The sequence below is a fragment of the Pseudomonas sp. WS 5078 genome (genome assembly GCF_012985745.1).
In the GTDB taxonomy this organism is placed as follows: Bacteria; Pseudomonadota; Gammaproteobacteria; order Pseudomonadales; family Pseudomonadaceae; genus Aquipseudomonas; species Aquipseudomonas lundensis_A.
On the sequence record NZ_JAAQWX010000002.1, the window covers coordinates 342,033 to 365,066 of the forward strand.

21 protein-coding genes and 1 pseudogene are annotated in these 23,034 nt (G+C 57.4%); 8 read left to right on the forward strand and 14 right to left on the reverse strand.

Features of this window, described 5'->3' with window-relative positions; genetic code table 11:
• Positions 1-6: 6 nt before the first annotated feature.
• Positions 7-342 (reverse strand): hypothetical protein, encoded by a 336-nt coding sequence (locus tag HBN68_RS04805; RefSeq protein ID WP_169962930.1) that lies wholly within the window; start codon positions 340-342, stop codon positions 7-9.
• A gap of 290 nt (positions 343-632) precedes the next feature.
• On the opposite strand from HBN68_RS04805, the gene HBN68_RS04810 reads away from it, so the two are divergent.
• Positions 633-3,107, forward strand: a complete 2,475-nt coding sequence (locus HBN68_RS04810; protein ID WP_169962931.1) for an autotransporter outer membrane beta-barrel domain-containing protein — start codon at positions 633-635, stop codon at positions 3,105-3,107.
• On the opposite strand, the gene HBN68_RS04815 is transcribed toward HBN68_RS04810, so the two are convergent.
• The 5 genes from HBN68_RS04815 to HBN68_RS04835 form a co-directional block, all read right to left on the reverse strand.
• Entirely contained in the window at positions 3,090-3,626 is a 537-nt protein-coding gene (locus HBN68_RS04815) for a hypothetical protein (protein ID WP_047274694.1), read from the reverse strand. The genes HBN68_RS04810 and HBN68_RS04815 overlap by 18 nt on opposite strands.
• 191 nt (positions 3,627-3,817) lie before the next feature.
• On the reverse strand, positions 3,818-4,135 hold the full coding sequence (hdeA, locus tag HBN68_RS04820) for an acid-activated periplasmic chaperone HdeA (protein ID WP_094994480.1): 318 nt from the start codon (positions 4,133-4,135) through the stop codon (positions 3,818-3,820).
• Between the two features lie 319 nt (positions 4,136-4,454).
• The gene (locus HBN68_RS04825) at positions 4,455-5,492 is read right to left on the reverse strand and encodes a zinc-dependent alcohol dehydrogenase family protein (protein WP_169962932.1); all 1,038 of its coding nucleotides are present in this window, start codon (positions 5,490-5,492) and stop codon (positions 4,455-4,457) included.
• Between the two features lie 147 nt (positions 5,493-5,639).
• On the reverse strand, positions 5,640-6,011 hold the full coding sequence (locus HBN68_RS04830) for a hypothetical protein (protein ID WP_262373428.1): 372 nt from the start codon (positions 6,009-6,011) through the stop codon (positions 5,640-5,642).
• Between the two features lie 25 nt (positions 6,012-6,036).
• Positions 6,037-6,312 carry a DUF2798 domain-containing protein gene (locus HBN68_RS04835; RefSeq protein ID WP_094994482.1) on the reverse strand — a complete coding sequence of 92 codons (276 nt, stop codon included), beginning with the start codon at positions 6,310-6,312 and terminating at the stop codon, positions 6,037-6,039.
• A gap of 129 nt (positions 6,313-6,441) precedes the next feature.
• On the opposite strand from HBN68_RS04835, the gene HBN68_RS04840 reads away from it, so the two are divergent.
• The 4 genes and pseudogenes from HBN68_RS04840 (at position 6,442) to HBN68_RS04850 (ending at position 11,391) form a co-directional block, all read left to right on the forward strand.
• Entirely contained in the window at positions 6,442-7,374 is a 933-nt protein-coding gene (locus HBN68_RS04840; RefSeq protein WP_094994483.1) for a LysR family transcriptional regulator, read from the forward strand.
• A 149-nt stretch (positions 7,375-7,523) separates the two neighbouring features.
• A complete protein-coding gene (locus HBN68_RS04845; RefSeq protein WP_169962933.1) occupies positions 7,524-9,332 on the forward strand; it encodes a GGDEF and EAL domain-containing protein in 1,809 nt (602 codons plus the stop codon).
• Positions 9,333-9,588: 256 nt separating this feature from the next.
• Positions 9,589-9,784, forward strand: a pseudogene (locus HBN68_RS22110) (site-specific integrase); the annotation flags it as partial.
• A gap of 20 nt (positions 9,785-9,804) precedes the next feature.
• Complete coding sequence (locus tag HBN68_RS04850) at positions 9,805-11,391, forward strand: ABC-F family ATPase (protein WP_094994485.1); 1,587 nt, start codon at positions 9,805-9,807, stop codon at positions 11,389-11,391.
• Between the two features lie 93 nt (positions 11,392-11,484).
• Here HBN68_RS04850 and HBN68_RS04855 read toward each other — a convergent pair whose 3' ends face one another.
• Both HBN68_RS04855 and HBN68_RS04860 read right to left on the reverse strand, forming a co-directional pair.
• Positions 11,485-12,516: a dienelactone hydrolase gene (locus HBN68_RS04855; protein ID WP_169962934.1), complete on the reverse strand. Its 1,032-nt coding sequence runs from the start codon at positions 12,514-12,516 to the stop codon at positions 11,485-11,487.
• 173 nt (positions 12,517-12,689) lie between these two features.
• Positions 12,690-13,301, reverse strand: a complete 612-nt coding sequence (locus tag HBN68_RS04860; protein WP_094994487.1) for an FMN-dependent NADH-azoreductase — start codon at positions 13,299-13,301, stop codon at positions 12,690-12,692.
• A 127-nt stretch (positions 13,302-13,428) separates the two neighbouring features.
• Between HBN68_RS04860 and HBN68_RS04865 the strand changes: the two genes are divergently transcribed.
• Positions 13,429-14,337 carry a LysR substrate-binding domain-containing protein gene (locus tag HBN68_RS04865; protein ID WP_169962935.1) on the forward strand — a complete coding sequence of 303 codons (909 nt, stop codon included), beginning with the start codon at positions 13,429-13,431 and terminating at the stop codon, positions 14,335-14,337.
• Positions 14,334-14,693 carry an MmcQ/YjbR family DNA-binding protein gene (locus HBN68_RS04870; RefSeq protein ID WP_249275387.1) on the forward strand — a complete coding sequence of 120 codons (360 nt, stop codon included), beginning with the start codon at positions 14,334-14,336 and terminating at the stop codon, positions 14,691-14,693. The genes HBN68_RS04865 and HBN68_RS04870 overlap by 4 nt, the downstream gene beginning before the upstream one ends.
• Positions 14,694-14,710: 17 nt before the next feature.
• Here the strand turns inward: HBN68_RS04870 and HBN68_RS04875 are convergent, their stop codons facing one another.
• Both HBN68_RS04875 and HBN68_RS04880 read right to left on the reverse strand, forming a co-directional pair.
• The gene (locus HBN68_RS04875) at positions 14,711-15,109 is read right to left on the reverse strand and encodes a DUF1294 domain-containing protein (protein WP_094994527.1); all 399 of its coding nucleotides are present in this window, start codon (positions 15,107-15,109) and stop codon (positions 14,711-14,713) included.
• A gap of 35 nt (positions 15,110-15,144) precedes the next feature.
• Positions 15,145-15,975, reverse strand: coding sequence for an undecaprenyl-diphosphate phosphatase (locus tag HBN68_RS04880; protein ID WP_169962937.1), 831 nt, complete (start codon positions 15,973-15,975; stop codon positions 15,145-15,147).
• Positions 15,976-16,265: 290 nt separating this feature from the next.
• Here HBN68_RS04880 and HBN68_RS04885 point away from each other — a divergent pair, with 290 nt between their 5' ends.
• Positions 16,266-17,900 (forward strand): methyl-accepting chemotaxis protein, encoded by a 1,635-nt coding sequence (locus HBN68_RS04885; RefSeq protein ID WP_094994490.1) that lies wholly within the window; start codon positions 16,266-16,268, stop codon positions 17,898-17,900.
• A 70-nt stretch (positions 17,901-17,970) separates the two neighbouring features.
• Here the strand turns inward: HBN68_RS04885 and HBN68_RS04890 are convergent, their stop codons facing one another.
• The 4 genes from HBN68_RS04890 to HBN68_RS04905 all read right to left on the reverse strand — a co-directional run bounded on the left by HBN68_RS04890 (position 17,971) and on the right by HBN68_RS04905 (position 22,981).
• The gene (locus HBN68_RS04890; RefSeq protein ID WP_262373449.1) at positions 17,971-19,287 is read right to left on the reverse strand and encodes a TolC family outer membrane protein; all 1,317 of its coding nucleotides are present in this window, start codon (positions 19,285-19,287) and stop codon (positions 17,971-17,973) included.
• A gap of 61 nt (positions 19,288-19,348) precedes the next feature.
• Complete coding sequence (locus tag HBN68_RS04895; RefSeq protein ID WP_169962941.1) at positions 19,349-20,680, reverse strand: HlyD family type I secretion periplasmic adaptor subunit; 1,332 nt, start codon at positions 20,678-20,680, stop codon at positions 19,349-19,351.
• Positions 20,677-22,431 (reverse strand): type I secretion system permease/ATPase, encoded by a 1,755-nt coding sequence (locus HBN68_RS04900; protein ID WP_169962943.1) that lies wholly within the window; start codon positions 22,429-22,431, stop codon positions 20,677-20,679. The genes HBN68_RS04895 and HBN68_RS04900 overlap by 4 nt, the downstream gene beginning before the upstream one ends.
• Positions 22,432-22,585: 154 nt before the next feature.
• A complete protein-coding gene (locus HBN68_RS04905; RefSeq protein ID WP_169962945.1) occupies positions 22,586-22,981 on the reverse strand; it encodes an AprI/Inh family metalloprotease inhibitor in 396 nt (131 codons plus the stop codon).
• Between the last annotated feature and the right edge of the window lie 53 nt (positions 22,982-23,034).

Sequence of the window (23,034 nt, forward strand, 5' to 3'; positions counted from 1 at the left end):
GGGTGATTAACGCGCGTTTTGCCGTTGCAGTGACGGCGCCGTGGGCTTGAGTGTCGCGGGCGGTGTCGTGGGGCGCGGATATCCGTTGCGGATCTGGCCATTTTCAAGGGTAGGTACGGACGGCGCTGGCAAGGTAGTGGCTCCGCGCACGGGGGGAGCGCTGGAGGTGCTGCCCTGGCGGCTATTGGGGTTGATACGGCGCAAGGTGTTGTCAACTGGCGGGGGGCTGGTGACGATCGTGTTCTGCGCCAAAGCCGCATCAACAACCCGTGGCTCGGCGTGTGCCGTTACGCCACAACTGACCAGCATCTGCAAAAGACCACAGTAAATGATGGGTTTCATGGTGCGTTCCTTATGCCGTATTCAGTCACCGTTGGATCGCATTTGGGTCAGCGGGTTCGCTTTAAAACGTCGGAATTATTGCGCTTCCCCTGAGTACCTCTGATGCGCAGTGACGGATTGCGGACCTCAATCACCTAGCCTGTCAGTAAACAACGCGAGAAAAATCGCCACAAGCTGTCACTTTTGACAGCTTATCCGGGGGTTTCATTGGGTTTATAACCACATCTACTTCGACCGGCCGCCGTGACGGCGCATGTAGATGGATCCATTAAATACTCAGGAGGGTGCCCATGACCCGCAGTCGTACGTGCCAACTGTTCGCCTTTTCGGTGCTGAGCCTTGCCTTGCACGACGCCCACGCTGCCTGCAGCTTCAGTCCGACACCGGGCGATGACAGCTATGTATGTGACAGCGACAGTGCGCCATCCTTGATCGACTTGTCTGGGAATAACGCCCTGACCCTGCCCGCCAACAGTTCCGGCACTATCAATGGCCCCGTCACGTTTGGAGCGGGCGCTGATCGCATCACTGTCCACGGCGGCTTGATCACCGGGGCCGTCATTCAGGGCGATGGCATTGACGATTTTGTGATGACGGGCGGGCAGGTCCAGTCGCTGGCACAGGGTGATGGGCGGGACACATTCCTGATGACCGGCGGCACCATCGTGGGCGCTTTCGAAGATGGGGATGTGGCAAAAATGACGGGCGGGAGTATCGGCCGGGTTGACATGAAACTGGACAACAACATCTTCGACATGTCGGGCGGAAACATCACCGGCAACCTGGTCACAGCATTTGGCAGAGACACCATCATCCTGTCCGGTGGCAGCATTGGCGGCAATATCAGTGTCAGCGGTGGGGATGATTCCGTCACGGTCACCGGCGGCACGGTGGGAGGGGAAATCCGGCTAAGCGTTGGCGACGACCGCTTTGTCTGGCGCGACGCAGGGACCCTCAAGGGCGCTGTGCTGATGGGCGACGGCAACGACACGGCGGTGTTGGGCAACCTCACCGAAACACTCTTGTCTTCCACCCCGGCCATCGATGGCGGGCCGGGGGCAGACAAGCTGAGCGTCGAAAACAGCAGCCCTGAAAGCGGCGCACGTTATATCAACTGGGAAACCATCAACCTCGCACAGACTTCTAGCCTGACACTCAACGACACCCTGACGCTGGGCGACAGCACCACGGGGACTGGCGTTCTCACCCTCGATGCCACCAGCCGGATCGGCTCCAGCCCAGGCGTAATTAACGCCTATGCCAGCGGGCAAAAAGTCAGTGTGAATAACGCCGGGTTGATTGACCTCACCTCCAGCGGTACGTCGGTGACCGATCAGTTGACCATCGCAGGCAACTACACGGGCGACGGCGCGCGACTCAACCTGCAAAGCGTTTTGGCTGGCGACAACGCCCCCTCGGACAGGCTGATCGTTTCCACGGGCACTATCAGCGGCACCACCTCAATAAACGTGACCAATGCCGGCGGTATGGGCGCGCTGACGACTCAAAACGGTATTCAAGTGGTTGAAGCCAATCAGGGTGCCGTCAGCAGTGCAGGCGCGTTTACATTGGGCCGCCCCCTTTCGGCAGGCGCCTATCAGTATTACCTGTTCAAAGGCGGGGTGACGGCGGGCAGTGAAAACAGTTGGTACCTGCGCTCCAGCGTGGTGGCACCGTCAGCGGTCGCAGCTGTGCCGCAACAGCCAACGCCAGAACAACCCACCCCCCAACAACCCCTGCCCGTGCCTCCTCCAACCCCCGCGATGGGCACCCCGCCCCTGCCGGTTGCGGCACCCGGTGAAAGCATCGTCTTGTACCGGCAGGAAGTGCCGCTGTATGCCGTGGTGCCCCCTGTGGCTGCTTTATTGGCCCAAACTACGCTGGGCACGTTTCATGAGCGTCAGGGTGATCAGAACCTGCTGAGGGAGGACGGTGCCCTGCCCGGCGGATGGGTGCGTGCCTTTGGTAACTCAATGCGCCAGAGCTGGTCAGGTACTGTTACACCCAGTTTCGACGGCTCAATCAATGGCTATCAGGTCGGTCATGACCTTTATGGCTATAGCCATGCCAACGGCTACCGGCAGCGCGCTGGCCTGTTCGTCAGCCATGCACGACTAGACGGCGATGTTCGAGGGTTCAATCTGGGCTTTAAGGACAACAAGGCCGGCGATGTTCGACTGGACGGCGACAGCCTTGGCGCTTACTGGACATTGATCGGTCCGCAGTCCGCCTACCTAGACGTAGTGGCCTTGGGTACCCGTTTTGATGGACGCAGCCGTTCAGAACGAGGCGTCAAACTGGATCTGGACGGCCATGGTGTCAGTCTGTCGGTAGAAGCCGGTTACCCCCTCGCCCTTACTGATCGCTGGAAAATCGAACCTCAAGCTCAAATCATCGGCCAACGGGTGAAGATGGACAGCGCGCAAGATGGCATTTCAAACGTGGGTTTCGACACCCAGGACTATCTGAAAGGCCGTGTAGGCGCACGTCTAAAAGGCGCTTATGAAATCGCCAACGTGCCCGTCGAACCTTACGTACGCACCAACCTGTGGCGCAGCTTCGGCGGCAATGACACCACCCGTTACGACGCGCAACCGGTAACCCGCACGGACCACACCTCCAGCACCATGGACATTGGTGCTGGCATCGTCGCCCGGCTTCATCCCGGCGTCAGCGTGTATGCAAGTACCGATTACAGCGCCAACATCGACAGCCGTAACCAAGAAGGACTCAGCGGGTCCCTGGGTTTACGGGTGAGTTGGTGAATCAACGTGGCGGTAATCCTCGGGGCCGATTTCAATCACCGTGGATTGCTTGGCCTCGTCAAGCAGCGCCTGACGACAGACTTGATAGCAATCCTCAATGTGGTCGTTGCCGACCATTTTCATGACCCCAAAGCTGATGGTAGCTGCCACGGCCTGTCCAACCAAGGGAATGAAGCGAGTGATGGACTTGGTGGCGACTTTGACGCCCATCTTGCGCAGCAGCGACATCACCAGGGTCCGGCTGACAAACTTGCCGATAATCTCGCTGCCGATGCCCGAAGCCGCTACGACGATCAGTCGTTTGGAGCGCGTATCCAGTTGCTCGATTTGCTGGGGTGTAAGCCCGAACTTGCTGTTAATGGCGGGTAGCATTTCCACCAGCAAAGCCACATCGGTGCCGATGTCGAGCCCGGGGATGGGGACGGCCGCAGCACCCGCAGAGACCGCAGAGCGCTTGGTGACCATGGACTTGCATTCGTCCCGAATGCGATCAAGCTCGGCCAATGACCTGATTAACATAAGATTCCCCTGACAAATAAAAACGCATGCGGGCAGTCTACTACGGGCTGAACCCGCTGAAGACCGGCTGCAAGGATGTAGAACGTCAGCAGCCAGAGAAATTCAAAGAAGATTGAGTGCGCGGGGCGCGAATGCTACGGGCAGGCACAAGAGGGAAAGCCTGTACTCACAGCAAGTACAGGCCGGGACTGTTACATGTCTTTTTTAACTTTCGACCATTCTTCCTTGAGTTTTTGCACGAAGCTGGCTTTCTTGTCCTTCTCGCAAGCCGTGACGATCAGTGGGGTAATTTTCTCGACACCTGCAACGTCGAGCACTGCATCTTCAACCTTGCCGGACTTATTGACTGCTTCGCCCAACCCCACTGCGGTGGGTCGGAAGCTTTCATCAACGGCCAGGAAACTTTCACACGTCCACTGAGAGACAGGTTGTTTGGTATCAGCAGCCTGCGCCAGTGTCGACAGTGCAACCAAGCTTGCAGTACCGAGAATCAGGAGGTGCTTTTTCATATGAATAATTCCCTATTATCAAATTGGCAATGACGTTAGTTCCGCCGCATGGAACATAGTTGTGGTTGGGGAACCTGTCAAAAAAACGCGTCACAAAACCCGCCTTCTAACACTGTTTTGAATTAAATAAGCGCTGTAAATCAACAAGTTAAAGAAATAACCAAAACTGTATAAATCACGTCTTTCATCTGACTTGGCCGGACTTTTCGAAAGCGCACACATGCCATGCCGTGAGCCTGATTTACACAGGCTCACGGCGCTGCCTCATTCACCCAAACAGCCCTGCTTATTAACGGCAACAGGCACCTGAAGGTTTAAATTATTGCGAAAGAATGACTTTCATGGCTTTTTCCTTGGCGGCGTTACCGAAGACTTCGTAGGCGTGAAGAATGTCGTTAAGTGCAAAGCGGTGAGTAATCAGTTTCCCCGCGTCAACTTTGCCGGACTGCACCGTTTTCATCAGCAGTGGTGTGGTGTTGGTATTCACCAGTCCCGTTGAAATAGTGATGTTCTGAATCCATAACTTTTCAAGGTGCAACTCAACACTTTTACCGTGCACCCCGACATTGGCTATATTGCCTCCCGGCGCGATCACTGACTGACACGTGTCAAAAGATGCCGGGATGCCGACAGCCTCGATGGCGACATCCACCCCCACCCCGCCGGTCAATTCAAAAATCCGCTCAACGGCGTTTTCCGTCTTGATATCGATGACGTGGGTTGCGCCAAACCGCTTGGCCACTTCAAGGCGGTTACTGTCTGCGTCGACCATGATTAATTGGCCGGGGGAGTAAAACTGGGCCGTTAATAACGCTGCCATGCCCACTGGGCCCGCCCCGACAATCACCACGCTGTCGCCCGGTTTGACCTTGCCAGCGAGCACGCCGATTTCAAAGCCGGTCGGCAGAATGTCACTCAACATCACCAGCGCTTCTTCATCGGCGCCTTCAGGCACGGGATACAGGCTGTTATCGGCATGGGGGATTCGCACGTATTCGGCCTGCGTGCCGTCGATCAGGTGCCCGAGGATCCAGCCACCGTCGGCGCAATGGGAATACATCTGACGCCGGCAGTTCGGGCAACTGCCGCAGGACGTTACACAGGAAATCAGCACATGGTCGCCGGGTTTGAAATTACGGATGGCCGGACCAACGGCTTCGACTACCCCGACCCCTTCATGCCCGAGCACGCGGCCGGGGGTCACTGCCGGCACATCGCCTTTAAGGATGTGCAGGTCTGTGCCGCAGATGGTGGTGTGCAAAATTCGCACAATGGCGTCGGTGGGTTTATCGATAACGGGCTTGGGGATGTCGGCCCAGGCTTTTTCGCCGGGGCCTTGATAGGTGAGCGCTTTCATAGTGGCTTTCCTTTATCCGAATTGAAATCTGTTGCACCCGTCCTGACGGGCAGGAGGACCGGGTGCCCAAACGTCATGCGGACCAGTAAAGCAGTCTTTGGCCGTTATGCCGTTGCCGCAGGTCATAAAACCTTGGCGCCATAGCGATCAACGCTGTGGCGACACCGAAAAGTCTGTTTCGCCTCTGGCATCCGAGCGCATCTCAACCGTGTAGGCCTTGGACACCCCGCACCCGGTCACGTCCCAGGTTTCGCTGGCGCGCTCCACTGCCCCTGATGGCAATTGATGGATCCCTGTAATGGAGGTGTTTACCGCGTCAATAGAGCGGCATTGCGTCATGGCCGAAAATAGCAGCTCGACGTTTTTCATCACATCCTGGCGCAGCACTGGATCGGTAACGGATTGCCCGGAAAATTGCGGATTATGGGCACAGCCTGTTAAAGCAACCGCCGCGAAAGCGCAATGAAGGATGGCGAAGCGATGTTTGCCCTGCATGTTCACTCCTTGAAACGGCTCCATGCCGTGCGTCAAGCAATAGCACATATCAGCGCTGGGGATGAACCGTGAGGGCCACCAACTTCCCCACCACGGGGCGAACCACCAGAATGCACAGGAAGGCCACGGGCATGGCCAATCGATACGCGTGCAAAGCATTACTAAGGTAGTTCGGCCCTATTCCGGAATTGGCCGCCGTAATCACCAACGACATCAAGAACGCCATGATAGACGACATGTAAAAGGCGAACACGTACGGCGTGGCGCGAGCCGTCAACCGTGAGGGTTTAAACATAAGGGTGTAGGAGCGGGATTTTGAATTCATGGTGTGCCTCTGAGGATTCTGTACCGGAGCAGTGACGCACCTTACCAACACACCCGCCTGTTCAGTAGACGGCCTGGCGTGCATGCTTTATAAACAAAAACTTACGAATCGATACGCAGGGATGTGCACATGAACCTGTTGGCTGCCATCGACAGCTTTATCAAAGTGGTTGAGACAGGCTCGGTGGTAGGCGCAGCCAAGCGACTGGGCGTGAGCGCTGCTGCCGTGAGTCAAACCCTCAATCGGCTTGAAGCCCACCTCGGCACACGGCTTTTGCAGCGCACCACCCGCAGCATGGCGCTGACCGAACGTGGTGCACTGTATTACGCAAAGGTGCAGCGCATTGCCTTTGATCTTGAGTCGGCTCAAGCCGCTATCACCCAGGCTGACGAAGACTTACAAGGACGTCTGTGCGTTGCCTCTACATCGGCGTTCGGCCGCCATGTATTGGCCCCGCTGATTGCAGAGTTCGCCACCCGCTACCCGCGCCTTACCCTCGAACTGTGCACCACGGACGGCAAAATCAATCACATTCAAAGCGGTTTTGACGTGAGCCTGCGCATCAGGCCCCAACTGGAAGATGGCATCGTGGCGCGCAAGTTGGTCTGCGTTCCGTTTATTGTGTGCGCGGCCCCGGCCTATCTGGAGCGTGCAGGCTGGCCAGAGTCGTTCAATGCGCTGGCCCATCATGCCTGCCTGGGTTTTCGGTATCCCCTGGACGGGCGTTTTCTGCGCTGGGGATTTTTCAGCGAGGGTCAGCATCAGTACGCAGCACTAAATATCACGGCCATCAGTGACGACATTGATGCACTCGCTCAAATGGCCATTCACGGCGCTGGCATTGCGCGCCTCGCTGAATTCGTGGCCAGACCTTACATCGACGCTGGCCAGTTGATCCCGTTGCTGCAACGCACGCATGCCCCCAGCGAGTCCTACGCCGAGCCATTGGACATTTATGCCTGCGTGCAAAGTCGAGAAGCCATGACCCCTAAAGTCAGGGCCTTTCTGAGCTACCTGGATGAAGCCCTCACACACCGATGGCCGTCACTTACAGCGCCCTGACGGGCAACCACTGGATGACGCGAGAACGGCAGCCGCCACTGTCCCTTGCGCCCAGCCAACGGCGCGTTGTTGACAAAAGTCATCGCCTTTGCTCTGGGGTCACGGTAATTTATGAACCTTGTACAAGTCGCGGGTACGGAGCGAACGTGATGGATGAGCATGCAGGGCTGGATCCGTATGAACTCAGGCGTCTCAGGCGTGTAGCCGAGCTTTGTCCTCCTCAGGAAGCGGCAGACGAGGTGTTCGACAAAATAGTCGCCATGACCTCTGCTTACTTCCACGTGCCCATTGCATTGATCTCCATCGTAGAAGAACACCGGCAATGGTTCAGGGCGTATGTCGGGCTCGACAGGCGCGAAACCCCGCGAGACTTGTCTTTTTGTGCCCATACCCTTACGCACAACACGCTCTTTGAGGTCCTCGATGCCACTCAAGATCCCCGTTTCGACGCTAACGAGCTGGTCTCAGGCAGCCCATATATTCGTTATTACGCCAGCGCCCCGCTGATAACGGCTGAAGGGTTTAACCTGGGAAGCCTTTGCATTATCGACACGTGCCCCCGAGCGCCAATGAGCTCGGCCCAGAAGGCCATGTTGTTGGATTTTGCAGAGCTGACCATGATGCGAATTCTGAGCGTCCGTTCGCGCAATTTTGTTGATCAACCCACCGGGCTCTTCAATCGCCTGCGCTTTGAAGAAGATATTCGGCAATCCATCGCCAGTGATAAAAAGTGCCAGGTGTATTCAGTCGACGTGATCGCCCCCCAATCACTCAACGATGTGGTCAAAGCGCTGGGGTATAGCTTTGCGCAGGACCTGATACTGGCCATCAAAGCACGGTTGCAACACCTCATACCGGCCGGCACGCTGCTTTATAAAATTAGCCCGACCCGTTTCGGTTTCATTCTTGGCCAACACACCTGCATAGACAGTGTGTGCCAAAAAATCATTGACGACTTCAAAACGCCAGTTGAGTGCCAGCATATCCCCATCCTGATGCAAATCGGGATGGGGGTGCTGCCCATCGTTGACGCATCGCAAAAAGATCAAGACTGGTTACGGCTCGTTGTCAGTGCTGCGGATCTTGCCAGGGACCAGAACACAGGCTGGTCGCTCTATGAGCCTAAACTGGACGCAGCGCAACGCCGTGCTTTCATGATTTTGAGCTCGCTTAATGAAGCCCTTTGTAGCGATCATCAACTCAGCCTGGTGTATCACCCAAAAATAAAACTGCCCGATTTGGCCTGTGACAGTGTTGAAGCCCTCATAAGGTGGAACCATCCCACGCTAGGCGCGATCGGTCCTGCGGAGTTCATTGCGCTGGCTGAAAAGACCGCTTTGATGCAGTCCATCACTTTTTGGGTTTTAGACGCACTCATCCAGCAAGCACGCGCATGGGCGTCTGAAGGTTTACAGATACGCATTGCGATGAACGTGACGGTGAGCGACTTACAAGACACCAAGTTTGTCGACACGATAGAAGACGCCATCACAACAGGACGCCTCGCGCCCCACATGATCGAGCTGGAACTGACTGAAAGCATTTTGATGTCAAAACCCGCGTCCGTCATGCACGAACTGGAGCGCGCGCGAACGTTGGGCCTGCACATCGCCATTGATGACTTTGGCACGGGCTACAGCAATTGGGCGTACCTGCGAAAACTGCCTGCGCAGACGGTCAAACTTGACCAGTCGCTGGTCAGGACACTTCTGACCAGCCCTCAAGACCGACGCTTGGTTAAAACACTGATCGAGCTGGCCAAAGGATTGAATTACCGCGTGGTGGCTGAAGGCGTTGAAAATCACGATATTTTGCGCCTGATCACCGAGTGGGGTTGCTCAGAAGCTCAGGGGTATTTGATCACCCACCCCCTAACCGCCAGTGAACTTGCACAGTGGTTAGGCCAGGGAGGATTCAACCCCAGCCATGCCCTAGCCGTGCGGGCCAGCCCCGGTTGAACCGGGCGCAGCACGAAATCGGTGGGTAATAAACACGCGCTGAAGTGTCAGGCTTTCAAGCCCTGCGCGCCCTACCAATAAACCCCTAAACTGCCACGGCATCAGAAGGCTGAACGGGACACAACAGGCGTGCCAATGCTTATCCCCTGTTCAGCCACCTTCCCCCGTTGTAAAACCTGAACGATCGCGTTTTCCAGGCAATCAACGATTGCCCCTTGAAAACTGGGTCTTGCGCGACCGGCCGCAGTGCATCTGGCGTCCCACCTATGCGACAATGCGCGGCATGTCTGGCATGAAACCCCGCATTCATTTCTCAGCAGCTTGGCCACAGTGTCCCAATGTTGCTGTCGACTTATGCGCGTTGGATCGACTCAAGCCCCGACCGGCGTGAGCCTGAGTCACTCCAAATGGGTACCACTTGTTGGGCCCCAGCCCAAATACGCGCTCTCTAAGCTATTGATAGGTAAAGTAATTGATCTCCACAGCTAACATCACGATGCAATTCGGCGCCAAGCCGCTTTTCGAGAACGTTTCAGTCAAGTTCGGCGCAGGCAACCGTTATGGTTTGATCGGTGCCAATGGTTGCGGCAAGTCCACTTTCATGAAAATCCTCGGTGGCGATCTTGAACCGTCGGGCGGCCAGGTGATGCTCGAGCCGAATGTGCGCCTGGGTAAGTTGCGTCAGGATCAGTTCGCGTACGAAGAATTCACCGTGATCGATACCGTGATCATGGGCCACGAAGAGCTGTGGAAGGTCAAGGCTGAGCGTGACCGTATCTACTCGCTGCCTGAGATGACTGAAGAAGACGGCATGGCGGTCGCGGAACTCGAAACCGAGTTTGCTGAAATGGACGGTTACACCGCTGAATCCCGTGCGGGCGAATTGCTGCTCGGTCTGGGCATTGGCATCGAACAGCACAACGGTCCGATGAGCGAAGTCTCGCCGGGCTGGAAACTGCGCGTTTTGTTGGCTCAGGCACTGTTTTCCGATCCCGAAGTGCTGCTGCTCGACGAACCGACCAACCACCTGGACATCAACACCATCCGCTGGCTGGAAAACGTGCTTACCCAGCGCAACAGCCTGATGATCATCATCTCCCACGATAGACACTTCCTGAACAGTGTTTGTACCCATATGGCCGACCTGGATTACGGCGAGCTGCGCCTGTTCCCGGGCAACTACGATGAGTACATGACGGTTGCCACGCAGTCCCGTGAGCAACTGCTGTCGGACAACGCCAAGAAGAAAGCCCAGATCAACGAACTGCAATCGTTCGTGAGCCGCTTCTCGGCCAACGCCTCCAAAGCCAAGCAGGCAACCTCCCGTGCCAAGCAGATCGACAAGATCCAGCTGGCCGAGGTCAAGCCTTCCAGCCGTGTGAGCCCGTTTATCCGCTTTGAGCAGACCAAAAAGCTGCACCGTCAGGCGGTCATCGTTGAGCACATGGCCAAAGGCTTTGACGGCAAAACGCTGTTCAAAGATTTCAGTTTCACCATTGAAGCCGGCGAGCGCGTCGCGATCATTGGGCCGAACGGTATTGGTAAAACCACGCTGCTGCGCACACTGGTTAACGAACTTACTCCGGATGCGGGCACTGTGAAGTGGACCGAAGCCGCTGAGTTGGGTTACTACGCCCAGGACCATGCCCACGACTTTGAAGATGACATGACCCTGTTCGACTGGATGGGTCAGTGGACACAAGGCGAGCAAATGGTGCGTGGCACCTTGGGCCGCATGCTGTTCTCCAACGACGAGATCCTCAAGTCGGTCAAAGTGATTTCCGGTGGTGAGCAAGGCCGCATGCTGTTCGGCAAGCTGATCCTGCAAAAGCCTAACGTTCTGGTGATGGACGAGCCGACCAACCACTTGGACATGGAATCCATCGAAGCCTTGAACCTCGCCCTGGAAAACTACCCGGGTACGCTGGTCTTCGTCAGCCACGACCGTGAGTTCGTGTCCTCGCTGGCCACGCGCATTATCGAGCTAAGCCCAAGCGGCGTGATCGATTTCAGCGGTACATACGATGACTACCTGCGCAGCCAGGGTGTGGTGTTCTGATTTCAGGCCTCCCCTGATTGAACCGCGTCGTGCAGAAAACCCGTCCCCGTGACGGGTTTTCTACGTCTGAGGCCCTCGCGGACGCTCACCTCATCACGGGTCTGCCGTGCGCAATCCAGTGTGGGAGCGGCTCCTTAATGACTGGCGAAAAAAACGCCCGGCTTCATAGATAAGATCACGGTGAACGTCTTCGCGGTCGACACCCTCGGCATCGGTACACAAACCGGGCATGGTCGCCATCTGCTCATCCGTGCAGGGCGCCATAAACACAAAGTGCCCGGCGCCCGGTATGATTTTGAACTCGGGCGCAGTGGGTAATTTACGGGCAAGCGCATCAGAATTTTTGTCCGGAAAGACCAGTTTGTCGCCATCCCCGCTGTAAAGCAGCACGGGCACATGGACCTCGGACAGGGTGTCTCTCCCGAACATCAAGCTCAGCGGTGCCAGCAACAACAGCGCCTGAACGCGAGCATCCGCCACCGGAACAAGATCATCCCGGTCTGCAATCAATTCACCCTGCCTGGTACACGCATCGCGATCCCCCGGCCGTTCCTGGCAATAGCGCCGTAGACGCTCCAGATCAGGCTGCGCACCGCCCAGGATCAGCGCCGTCTCCCCCCCGGCTGAATAGCCAATCACCCCGACTTCATCAGGCACTGCATACCGCGACAGGCGCCTGTCACGCAGCGTCGCGTCGATCGCGGCGGATATCTGCATCGGCCTGCCATACAAGTTACTCAACGTGCCCAGGCGGCTGTGGTCCTTATAGTTGTCACCGGGGTGCAGCACCGCCACCACGACAAACCCTTTGCGCGCCAATGCCGTGGCCACGTCATGCAACGCCAGCGGCGTACCGGTGTTGCCATGGGAGAGCATCAACAATGGATAACGGCCCGTCGCTATGCGGGCGTTTTGGGTTGCATCAATTTGATAAGTGCCAATCCTGCTGCGCCCTTCTTTACCCGTTGATGGATAGAAGGCGATGGCATGCATCGGCCGTTCATCCAGCGGATCGAGAAACGTAAGTCGATGAAACCCGACACTCCAGTGGAGGGACGGCTCGGCCTGCACCGCCCAAGGGCTGCAAAACAAGAAAAGCATGAGAAGTGCACGCGCACGCACCATGATCGCTCACCGTTGAAGGCGTTTCGCCGGTATGCCTCAGGCCTGAACCCGAGTAGGTGTGGAATGCACGGTTCAGGCCAGGCTTTTGGCTCAACATGCAAAAAACTCCGTACCCGGGCCATTTGCTGACAGCCAGAATACAGAGTTTAGGGGGTGGCGCCGTGCCCGAAAGCTTACGCTGCGCTGAACAAGTCTTCAGTAATGTGCGCCTGAGCATCGTTCATGGCTTTGTTGCGAACGTCATCGCCATACGCCAGCCCGTGGGCACGAACGAACTGAACATCGGTGATGCCCATAAAACCGAGCATGACCTTCAAGTAGTCTTCATGCGCAAGCCCGGTAGGCTGACCGGCGTGCAAACCGCCAGAAGTCGACACCACAATCACTTTTTTATTGCCGCACAGGCCTTCAGGGCCGGCGTCGGTGTAGCGAAATGTCTGACCGGCGACAGCGATGCGGTCAATCCATGCCTTGAGTTGGGTCGGAATAGTGAAGTTGTACATGGGCGCTGCAATGACCACGGCATCAGCGGCCAGAAACTGTGTCAGGGTATCGGCGCTCAGTTGCGCTTCGTGCGACTGCGCAGCATCGCGAAGTTCAGCCGGAGTACCGGCAGCCACCAGCGTAGCGGCTGAAAAGTGCCCGATGGCTTCGGCCGCCAGGTCGCGATAGCTCACTTCAATGCTCGGATCAGCCGCTTTCCAGGCATTGACCACGGCGCGACTCAGCTGTCGCGAAGCCGAGTTGTCGCCCAAGATGCTCGAATCGATATGCAAAACGTTCATGATGATCTCCAGAGGTGAGGACCGCCGCCCGGCGATCAAGTGGTGTGGATGCTACCCATGAAAGCAATCGACGATAAGTCGCGCCTCATGCGATAGTTCGTCCCACCTGTAGGACAGTGAGCACTTCATGCAAGACCTGAACGATCTGTATTACTTCGCCAAAGTGGTGGAAGCCGGTGGATTTGCTGCGGCGGGACGCGTATTGGGGATTCCGAAATCCCGGTTGTCGAGGCGCGTGGCCGAACTTGAAGAACGCCTTGGCGCGCGCCTGCTGCAACGCACCACCCGTCAGCTCAAGCTGACAGCCGTAGGAGAGCGTTACCTGCGCCACTGTCAGGCGATGCTGCTGGAAGCGGAAATGGCAGACGAAGCTGTGGCCAGCATGTCCAGCGAACCGCGTGGCCCGCTGCGGGTTTCATGCCCTGTCGGGCTTGCCCATGAGTTCATGCCTGAAGTCATCAGCTCCTTTTTACACACCTATCCTCATGTGCAGCTAGAAATGATGCTGCTCAACCGCCGTGTGGACCTGATCACAGAGGGCATTGACGTGGCCCTGCGTGTGCGTGAGCTGGGGGACGAAGACCCGCTGCTGGCCACCCGCCGTCTGCGCCAGGCGCAAACCGTGATGGTCGCCAGCCCTGCATTTGCCCGGCAATGGCCAATCGAACACCCGGACGACTTGAAGGCAATACCCGTGCTGGGCGCGCTTGAAGCCGACCGCATGGTCCACTTGCGCATGCTCGATGAGCTGGGCAGCCGCTGTGACCTGGTACTGGAGGCGCGCTTGGGCATTGATGATTTTATCGTGCGCAAAGCCTGCACCCTGTCGGGCCTGGGCTTTACCGTACTGCCCATGATGTATTGCGAGCAGGAGTTGCAATCCGGCCAACTTGTACAGCTACTGCCCAACTGGTCATTACCGGGGGGTTGGTTACATGCCGTCTACCCGCATCGTCGTGGGGTGATGCCCGCCGTTCGCGCCTGGATGGAACACTTGGTTGAATCGTTCGAACGCTGTGGAGATAAGCTGCTATGAGCACCGACAGGATGAACAGGGAAGAGATTGCTGATTTTTGCCGTGGCTTGCCTGGTGTCAAGGAAGACATCAAGTGGGGAGGTGTGCAGGTGTTCTACGTTGACCAGAGCAAGATGTTTGCGCTGTTCAACCTGAATAAGGACGGGCTGTCGTTCAAGGTCGATCACACATTGTTTCTGGGCTATGTCGATCGGCCCGGCATACGCCCCTCCCCGTATTTGGCACGGGCGTACTGGATCAACATGCAGCCCCCCTACCCCATGGGCGCCGAGGAACTGCAAGACGCGCTGCGCCGCTCCCACCAACTGGTGGTGGCCAAACTGCCGAAAAAGCGCCAGATCGGGTTACTGCTCTGACGCGTTTTCATTCGGAGCTAAAGGTCCAGCAGGGTCATTTTCAAAAACAGCACATCGATCCAGATCGCCTGATGCACTGCCACAATCAGCCAGAACCAGAGTTGAAAGGAGACCTTGCGCGTCTTGTGCCGCAACAGTTGCTGCGCCACACACGCGCCGGGCCAGCCACCCAACAGTTCAACGCCGTGCAATACCTTCTCCGGTGTGCGCCACTGGCCGGCTTTGGCCTGCTGCTTGTCATACCAGTACAACCCGAAGGCCAGCATACTCATGACCAGATAAATCAGTAACGGTACGCGGCTGACACCGGTAACGAATAACGTTGCCGCGCCGCCCACCGGCAAGGCGCACAGCGCTGCAAAGAGGACCAGTTTTACCTTCAACCCACGGATCGGGCCGTTGCCACGCTCAGGCATGCCCACGTATTCGCGACGCTCTCGGACTGATTTGTTCACGCAGAAGCCGCCGTCCAGTTAATCCAGCCAAACTGCCAGGTGGCGAGAATCAACATCCCGAACGCGATGCGGTACCAGGCAAATGCCGCGTAACTGTGGTTGGAAATAAACTTCAACAACGCACGCACAGCAATCATTGCGAACACAAAAGAGGTCACAAAGCCAATCGCGAACACGGGCACGTCGTCAGGCTGAAACAAATGGCGGTATTTGTAACCCGAGTACACCGCCGCGCCGACCATCGTCGGCATTGCCAGAAAGAATGAAAACTCTGTGGCCGCCTTGCGCGATAACCCGAACAGCAAGCCGCCAATAATCGTAGAACCCGACCGCGAGGTGCCGGGGATCATGGCCAGACACTGCGCAAAACCGATCTTCACCGCGTCTTTCCACGTCATGTCATCGACCGTTTCGGCGTGAATAACGTGCGGGCGACGTTCGGCCCAGAGCATGATCACCCCGCCAATCACCAGCGCCGCAGCCACAGTGATGGGGTTGAACAGGTACTCGTGAATCGTGTCGGCAAAGATGATGCCCAGCACCACAGCAGGCAACACAGCGATCATCAGGTTGACGGTAAAGCGGCGTGCATTGGGTTGGGTGGGCAACCCGGTGATGACATCCAGAATTTTGCGCCGGAACTCCCAGACCACGGCCAGGATGGCACCGAGCTGAATGATGATGTTGAACGCCATGGCTCGCTCACCACCGAAATTGAGCAAGTCTGCGACGATGATCTGGTGGCCTGTACTGGAGATTGGCAAAAATTCCGTCAGGCCTTCTACCACGCCGAGTATCAACGCCTGTGCGGCAGTCCAAAGATCCATTGTTCCCCCATAAAGCCCCGCATCGTGCCGGGCTGATTATTGAAAAGTAAGTGTCTGCAACCGCTGCCGCGGGGTGGGTTACAACTGTGGATTTTCGCCAGTGCGATGTGAAAAAAGTGTCGGAAATCAAGAAACTTACAGGTTTTCCCGTTTCGGCCGAGATCCTATCAGACACATTCGCTTTTCGCTGCTATGACATTAGACCCAAGTCGCATGGGCCGAGTCGTTAAAGCATGCTTGGATGCCAGTCAGTGTCGACTACAAGAAGAAAAACAAGGAGTGACCGTTCTATGAATACCTTACGCAAGTTGTCTATCAGCCGTCGGTTGTGGCTGATTTTGCTCGTGGCCATGGCCATGCTTCTGGCGTTGGGTTTGTTGATGCTCAAGCAGATCCATGACGACCTCTATCAGGGCAAAGTGCAGAAGACCCAACACGTCGTACAGACCGCCAGCGGCATCCTGAACTACTACCATGGGCTCGAAACCGCTGGCAGCCTGAGCCGCGACGCCGCTCAGCAGCAGGCGTTAGGTGTCATCAGCCAATTGCGTTACGACCACGACGACTACTTCTGGATCAACGACCTGCGGCCTTACATGGTCATGCACCCCACCAACCCCAAGCTCGATGGCAAAGACCTCACCGCGATCAAGGACCCGGACGGCTTTGCGATTTTCAGCGAGATGGCGTCACTGGCTAAAGCCAAAGGCGCGGGCATGGTGGATTACCGCTGGCCTAAACCGGGCTCTGAAGCCCCGGTGCAGAAAACCTCCTACGTGCAATTGTTTGAACCTTGGGGCTGGGTCCTCGGCTCCGGTGTGTACATCGATGACATGCAGGCCGAGTTCTGGGGCCAGGTCTGGAAAGCCTGCGGGGTCGGGCTGGGCATTGCGCTGATCATGGCCGTGCTGGTAACTGTGATCGCCCGCAGTATCGTGCGCCCTCTGGATGAAGCCGTTCAGGCCATGGCCAACATTGCCAGCGGCGAGAGCGACCTGACCCGCAGCCTGGACACCCATGGTCAGGATGAAGTCACCGCACTGGCTCAACACTTCAACGGGTTTGTTGCCAAATTGCGCAATGTGGTGAGTCATTTGCAGTCAACGGCTACGGCGCTGGATCAGTCGTCCACACAAATGGGACACGATGCCAGCGAGGCCCAGCAGCGTAGCCTGCAACAGGCCTTGCAGATGGATCAGGTCGCCACGGCGATCAACGAAGTCACTTATGCCGTGCAGGATGTGGCCAAAAACGCAGAGCATGCGGCCAGTGAAATGCGCGGGGCGCAGGATCAGGCCCAACAGGGCCAGCACAACATTGACAGCAGCTTGCAGCAAATCGACGACCTGTCCGGCACGATCAATCAGGCCGTGGACGTGATCCGAACGCTGGCCTCGCAAACCAGTGACATCAGCACAGTGCTGGAAGTGATCCGCTCGATTGCCGAGCAAACCAACCTGCTGGCCCTGAACGCGGCCATTGAAGCCGCGCGTGCGGGTGAGCAGGGTCGCGGTTTTGCGGTGGTGGCGGACGAAGTGCGTTTGCTGGCGCAGCGCACACAAAAGTCGACCGCCGATATTCAGGCCATGATCGAGGGGCTGCAAAAGCACTCTGAAGCGGCCGTCAACGTCATCGCCAGCAGCAGCCGTGCGTCTCAATTGACCATCGAACAAGCGACGCAGGCCGGGCAAAGCTTGAGCAGTATCGGTCAGGCGCTTAACAACCTGAACGGCCTTAACGCGTCGATTGCCAGTGCAACGCTGCAACAAGCCCATGTGGTAGAAGACATCAACCAAAACGTGACACAAGCTGCGGGCTTGTCGCAAAGCACTGCGCAGGCAGCCGAGCAATCAAGTATCGCCAGCCTGCACCTCAAGGAGCTGAGCGTGCAACTGGGTCAGTTATTGCGCCAGTTCAAGGTGTAGACACCAGCGCGGCGCAGGGTGTCCCTGCGCCGCTTTCCACACGCGTTGGCCCTTGAGCCGCTCATCGTCATTAGTGCGCCTGCCGCATGTCCCCACGGGGCACAAAGGCCTCATCGACCCGTGCCAGGTCCTGCTCACGCAAGGTGCCCGCGTAAAAATGCAATTTGGTCCACGCCAGCAAGTAGTCATAGCGCGTCTGCGCCAGATCGCGTCGCGTGCTGTAAAGCTGCTGCTCTGCGTTCAGGGCATCGAGGTTGACCCGCTCTCCCCCAAGAATGCTTTGCCGGGTTGAGACCACGAGTGCCTCGGCCGAGGTCAGGGCTTTCTGATACGCCCGTAATTTGCTGACCCCCGACTGACACGCGTTGAACTGGCGCCGCAACTCGATCAGCGTCTCCCGGGTTTTACCTTCCAGCTCGTATTCGACCTGGGACAGGTTGCTGCTGGCTTGACGCACGGACGCCGATACACCACCGCCTGAATACAGGGGCAGGCTAATTTCAATGCCAATGGTGTTGGTGTCATAGCGCTGGTTGTACGTGTTGCCGCTTTCAGACTCCATTTTGCGCACGCTGGCGTAGGCATTGAGTTTTGGCAAGTGTCCGGCACGGTTGCGTTCAACCTCGTAACGCGCAACGTCCAGTGCTTCGCGCTGGGAGGCCAGCACGGGGTTATTGGCCAGCGCTATGTCGTGCCAAGTCGAAAACTGAGCGGGCTCCAGCGCGAAGGTGCTGAAGCTGTGGGCTAAAGGGGTTAACTGATCGATGTCCACGGTTGGCTGACCAATCAGGGCGCCCAGCTCGCGCAACGCAGCGTCCTGCTCATCCTGAGCCTGAATTTCTTCGGCGGTGGCCAGTTCGTAGCGTGATTCTGCTTCAAGAATGTCGGTACGAGTGCCTTCACCCTGTCGAAACATGTGCTCGTTTTGTCGGAATTGTTGCTCGTAGGCTTTTTTCTTTGCGCGAGCATTCTCGATTTGGTCCTGCGCAAACAAAGCCTGGGTGTAGTGGGTCAAGACGCGCACCAAAAGTGCCTGACTCTTGCTGCGAAACGTCTCGTTGGCGAACAGCGATTGCGCGACCCCCTTGCGGTAGTTGGCGTAAGCCTCGTAGTCAATCAAGGGCTGCTGGAGCATGAACGTCGAACCATAGCTGTTGTAGTTGCGGTCCTCGTGGCGGTTGCCCTTGTCATTAAAGTACGTGGCTTTGGAGTTGTTACGCCCCTTATTGTAGTTGTACGACAACTTGGGCAGCAGCCCCGCGCGACCGATGATGCGGTTTTCCAGCCCAGCGTCGCGTTCCTGAATCGCCCCGAGAAACTCGGGATCGTTGCGCAACGCTTGTTCATACACCTGAAACGGACCCATTGCCTGCGCGCTGGCAACCATTGCCGCCCATAACGCCCACCCCAGGCACACTTTTGAAGCTGCTTTCATACGTCGCAATTTCCTATCGCTCAGTCAACGCAGAACCTGCGCGATCCAACAGTGGTTTGAACAGGTAATTGAGCAGCGAACGCTCGCCCGTGCGTACAAACATTTCAGCCGGCATGCCAGGTTTGATCACCAGGCCGTTGAGTTTTTCCAGCGCCTGGTTGCTCACTGAACTGCGCAGCACGTAATACGGCATGCCGGTTTTCTCATCCAGCAACTGGTCGGCCGAGACCAGGCTGACTTCGCCCGAGACCCGGGGCGTACTGCTCTGATTGAATGCGGTGAACAGAATGTCCACCGGCAGCTCACTGCCCACCCGATCCACCAGATTCACTGGCAGGCGCCCTTCGACTTCCAGCCGCGTCCCTTGAGGCACGATTTCCAGCAAGGTTTCACCGGCACGGACCACCGCGCCTTCGGTATGCACCCCCAAATTCACCGCAATACCGTCAGCCGGCGCGGTAATTTCACTGTGCTGAAGGTCAAACCCGGCGGACGCCAATTGCTGTTCAAGGGTCAGGCTCTTGAGCTGCGCGTCGGCCAGTTGGGTGCGAACTTCCTTTTGATATTCGTCGATGTGTTGCGCCAGTTTGAGACGCGACTCAAGGATGCCTTGCTCGATGCGCCCGCTTTCCCCGGTGTTTTGCGCCATGTCTTGTTGTACTTGTGACAACTGACGTTCGTACTCCATCAGGCGGTTGCGCGGGATGTAGCCGTTTTCAGCCAGCGGCCGCAGGTTGATCAACTGCTGACGCAGGGAGTCGGCTTGGGCTGCCAGATCTCCCCGCGCACGGCGCATGCCGGCTAATTGTTGGGTGGCGCCTTCGATGCTGGCCTTGAGCCCGGACTGTTCGCGGGCGAAGGCTTCGCGACGGCTACTGAACAGCTGCTGCTGACCTTCCAGCACCAGCGCCAGCCGTGGGTCCGGGTCGCGGCTCAACTCGGGCGGGAAACTCACATGCTGCAAGTTGTCACGCTCACTTTGCCAACGTGCCGTGCTGGCCCACGCCATGCGGTACTGCGCGCGTAACGATTGCACATCGGCTTCGACCTGGGTCCGGTCCAGCCGAAACAGCGGTTCACCCTGATGCACCGCCTGGCCCTCGCGCACCAGAATTTGACTGACCACGCCCGCGCCCAATGACTGGACGGCCTTGCGTTTACCTGACACCACGACTGTGCCCTGCACCGGGATACCTTCATCCAGCGGCGCAAGGCTGGCCCAGGCAAAGAAACTGCCGGCGCCGACCAGGGTCAGGATCCAGCCCATGCGCACGTAAAACCCGGCGCCACGTTCCGCTGGTTGCGGCTGTTGTTGATTGTTCATGGTGCGTGCGTCCTTGCTCATGCGCCGCTGCTGCGCGCTTGTGCCTGATTCGGGGGTTGGATGCTGGTGGCGGCAGCCTGTTGTTGCTGAGCGCCAGTCAGAGCCTTGAGCACCTCGGCGCTCGGCCCGAACACCTGCGTGCGGCCTTCGTTGAGCACCAGCAATTTGTCGGCCTGCGCCAACGACGCAGAACGATGCGTCACCAGCACCACGGTGCAGCCTTGCGCCTTGAGCTGGGCAATGGCACGGGTCAGCGCCGCGTCGCCCACGGCATCCAGGTTGGAATTGGGTTCATCGAGCACCACCAGACGCGGACCGCCATACAACGCGCGGGCCAGCGCCACCCGCTGCTTCTGGCCGCCGGACAAGCCGCTGCCGTCGTCTCCCAGCAGGGTGTCGTAGCCTTGCGGCAGGCGCAGGATCATCTCGTGCACCCCGGCTTGCTGTGCGGCCGCCACCACCTGTTGCGGGTCGGCGTCACGGAACCGCGCAATGTTGTCAGCGATGGAGCCGCTGAACAGTTCAATGTCTTGGGGCAAATAGCCGATATAGGGCCCCAGCTGGTCGCGGTTCCATTGGTGGATATCCGCGCCGTCCAGACGCACCGTGCCCGCCAGGGTCGGCCATACACCGACGAGCACCCGGGCCAGTGTCGACTTGCCGGAACCCGAGGCCCCGAGCACACCCAACACCTCGCCCGCCTGCAGACTGAAACTGACCTGATGCAAGGTCGGCAGGCGGACGCCGGGAGGCGCCGCGCTGACCTGTTCAAAACTCAGGTGCCCGTTGGGCGCAGGCAACGCCATGTTCTCTTGCACAGCGGGATGCTCGCGCAACAAATTGTCCAGCCGCTGATAGGCCAGCTTGGCGGAACTCCACTGTTTCCAGACCGCAATCAGTTGATCGATAGGGCTAAGCACACGGCCCATGAGAATTGAACCGGCGATCATCATGCCTGCGCTTATGTCGCCTTGAATCACCAACAAAGCCCCCAGCCCCAACACCAGCGATTGCAGGCACAAGCGCAAGGTTTTACTCACCGAGCCAATGACTGCGCCCGTGTCGCTGGCGTTGTTCTGCTCGGTCAGGAAACGTGAGTGCACGTTGAACCAACGTTTGCGTAAAACACCCAGCATGCCCATCGCCTGAATGGTCTCGGCATTGTGCAGATGGCTGGTGGCCAACTGACTGGATTGTTGCGAATACACGCTGGCCTGGCTGAGAGACTTACGGGTCATGACTTCATTGACACAGGCCAGCGCGATCAACACGGCTGCACCCGCCGTGGCGAACACACCCAGCCAGGTGTTGAACAGATAGATGACAAACAGGTACACCGGAAACCACGGCGCATCGAAAAAAGCGAATAATGCCGGGCCGGTGACAAATTGACGAATCAGGGTCAGGTCGCCCAACGCCTGACCGGCATGGGCCTGACCGCTGAACAGGTTGCGCTCAAACGCTGCACGGTATACCTGCTGGTTGAAACGGCGTTCCAATTGGCTGCCGATGCGTATCACGATAAAACTGCGAACGGTTTCCAGCGTGCCGATAAAGATAAAAAAACCCACCACCATCAAGGACAGCATCGCCAGCGTGGTGGTGTTCTGTGATGACAACACCCGGTCATACACCTGAAGCATATAAATAGAAGGCACGAGCATCAGGATATTAATCAGGGCCGTAAAACACCCGACACTGATGAGAATTTTTTTATAGTCGGCCAATACATGTATCAGGGGCGCGACGGGACTGCTTTTCAGCCGCTTCATGAATCTTCCTTGATCAATAAACCACGTCCACAGGCACGGGCGAGTGTCTGTCAGCAGCCCTCGTTGCCGCTCACTGTTTTTATGTGTTCAAGCCTGATCCGGTCTTTACAGGAATAACTGATCCGGCCTGAATAACTTCATTCGCGTGATCGCATTAATTCACACTTTGTAAGTGCGCCCTTTTCATTATCAGGGTCTTTGCACCGTCCACTGCACCTTCGTAGCGACCCGCTTCACGCAACGCCAAGAACAATGACTGTGTTCCGTCCTTTGCGATTAACAAGATGCCGTCAGGCGTGGGCGACCAGGTGGTCGGCGTTCGGCCCAACCAGGCATGTAAACAACGCGCCTGCGCACTGAAGGTGCGGTCTTTTTTCAATTTAACCGTGCACGCGTCCTGCTCGGCCCCTTGCAGATAAAACGTCCAATTGCCCGCCACTTGCGCGGGGCTTAATAACATCAGCGAACTGGCCATGGCGCTCTCTGTGGTTGTAAACAGCACTGCAACTACGCAGGCCATTGCTTTTATGAAGCGGTTTGCAGTGTTCATGAGACCTCGGCGTAGTGCCAGAAGGCAGCGCTTGCGCGCTGCCCGTTTACCGA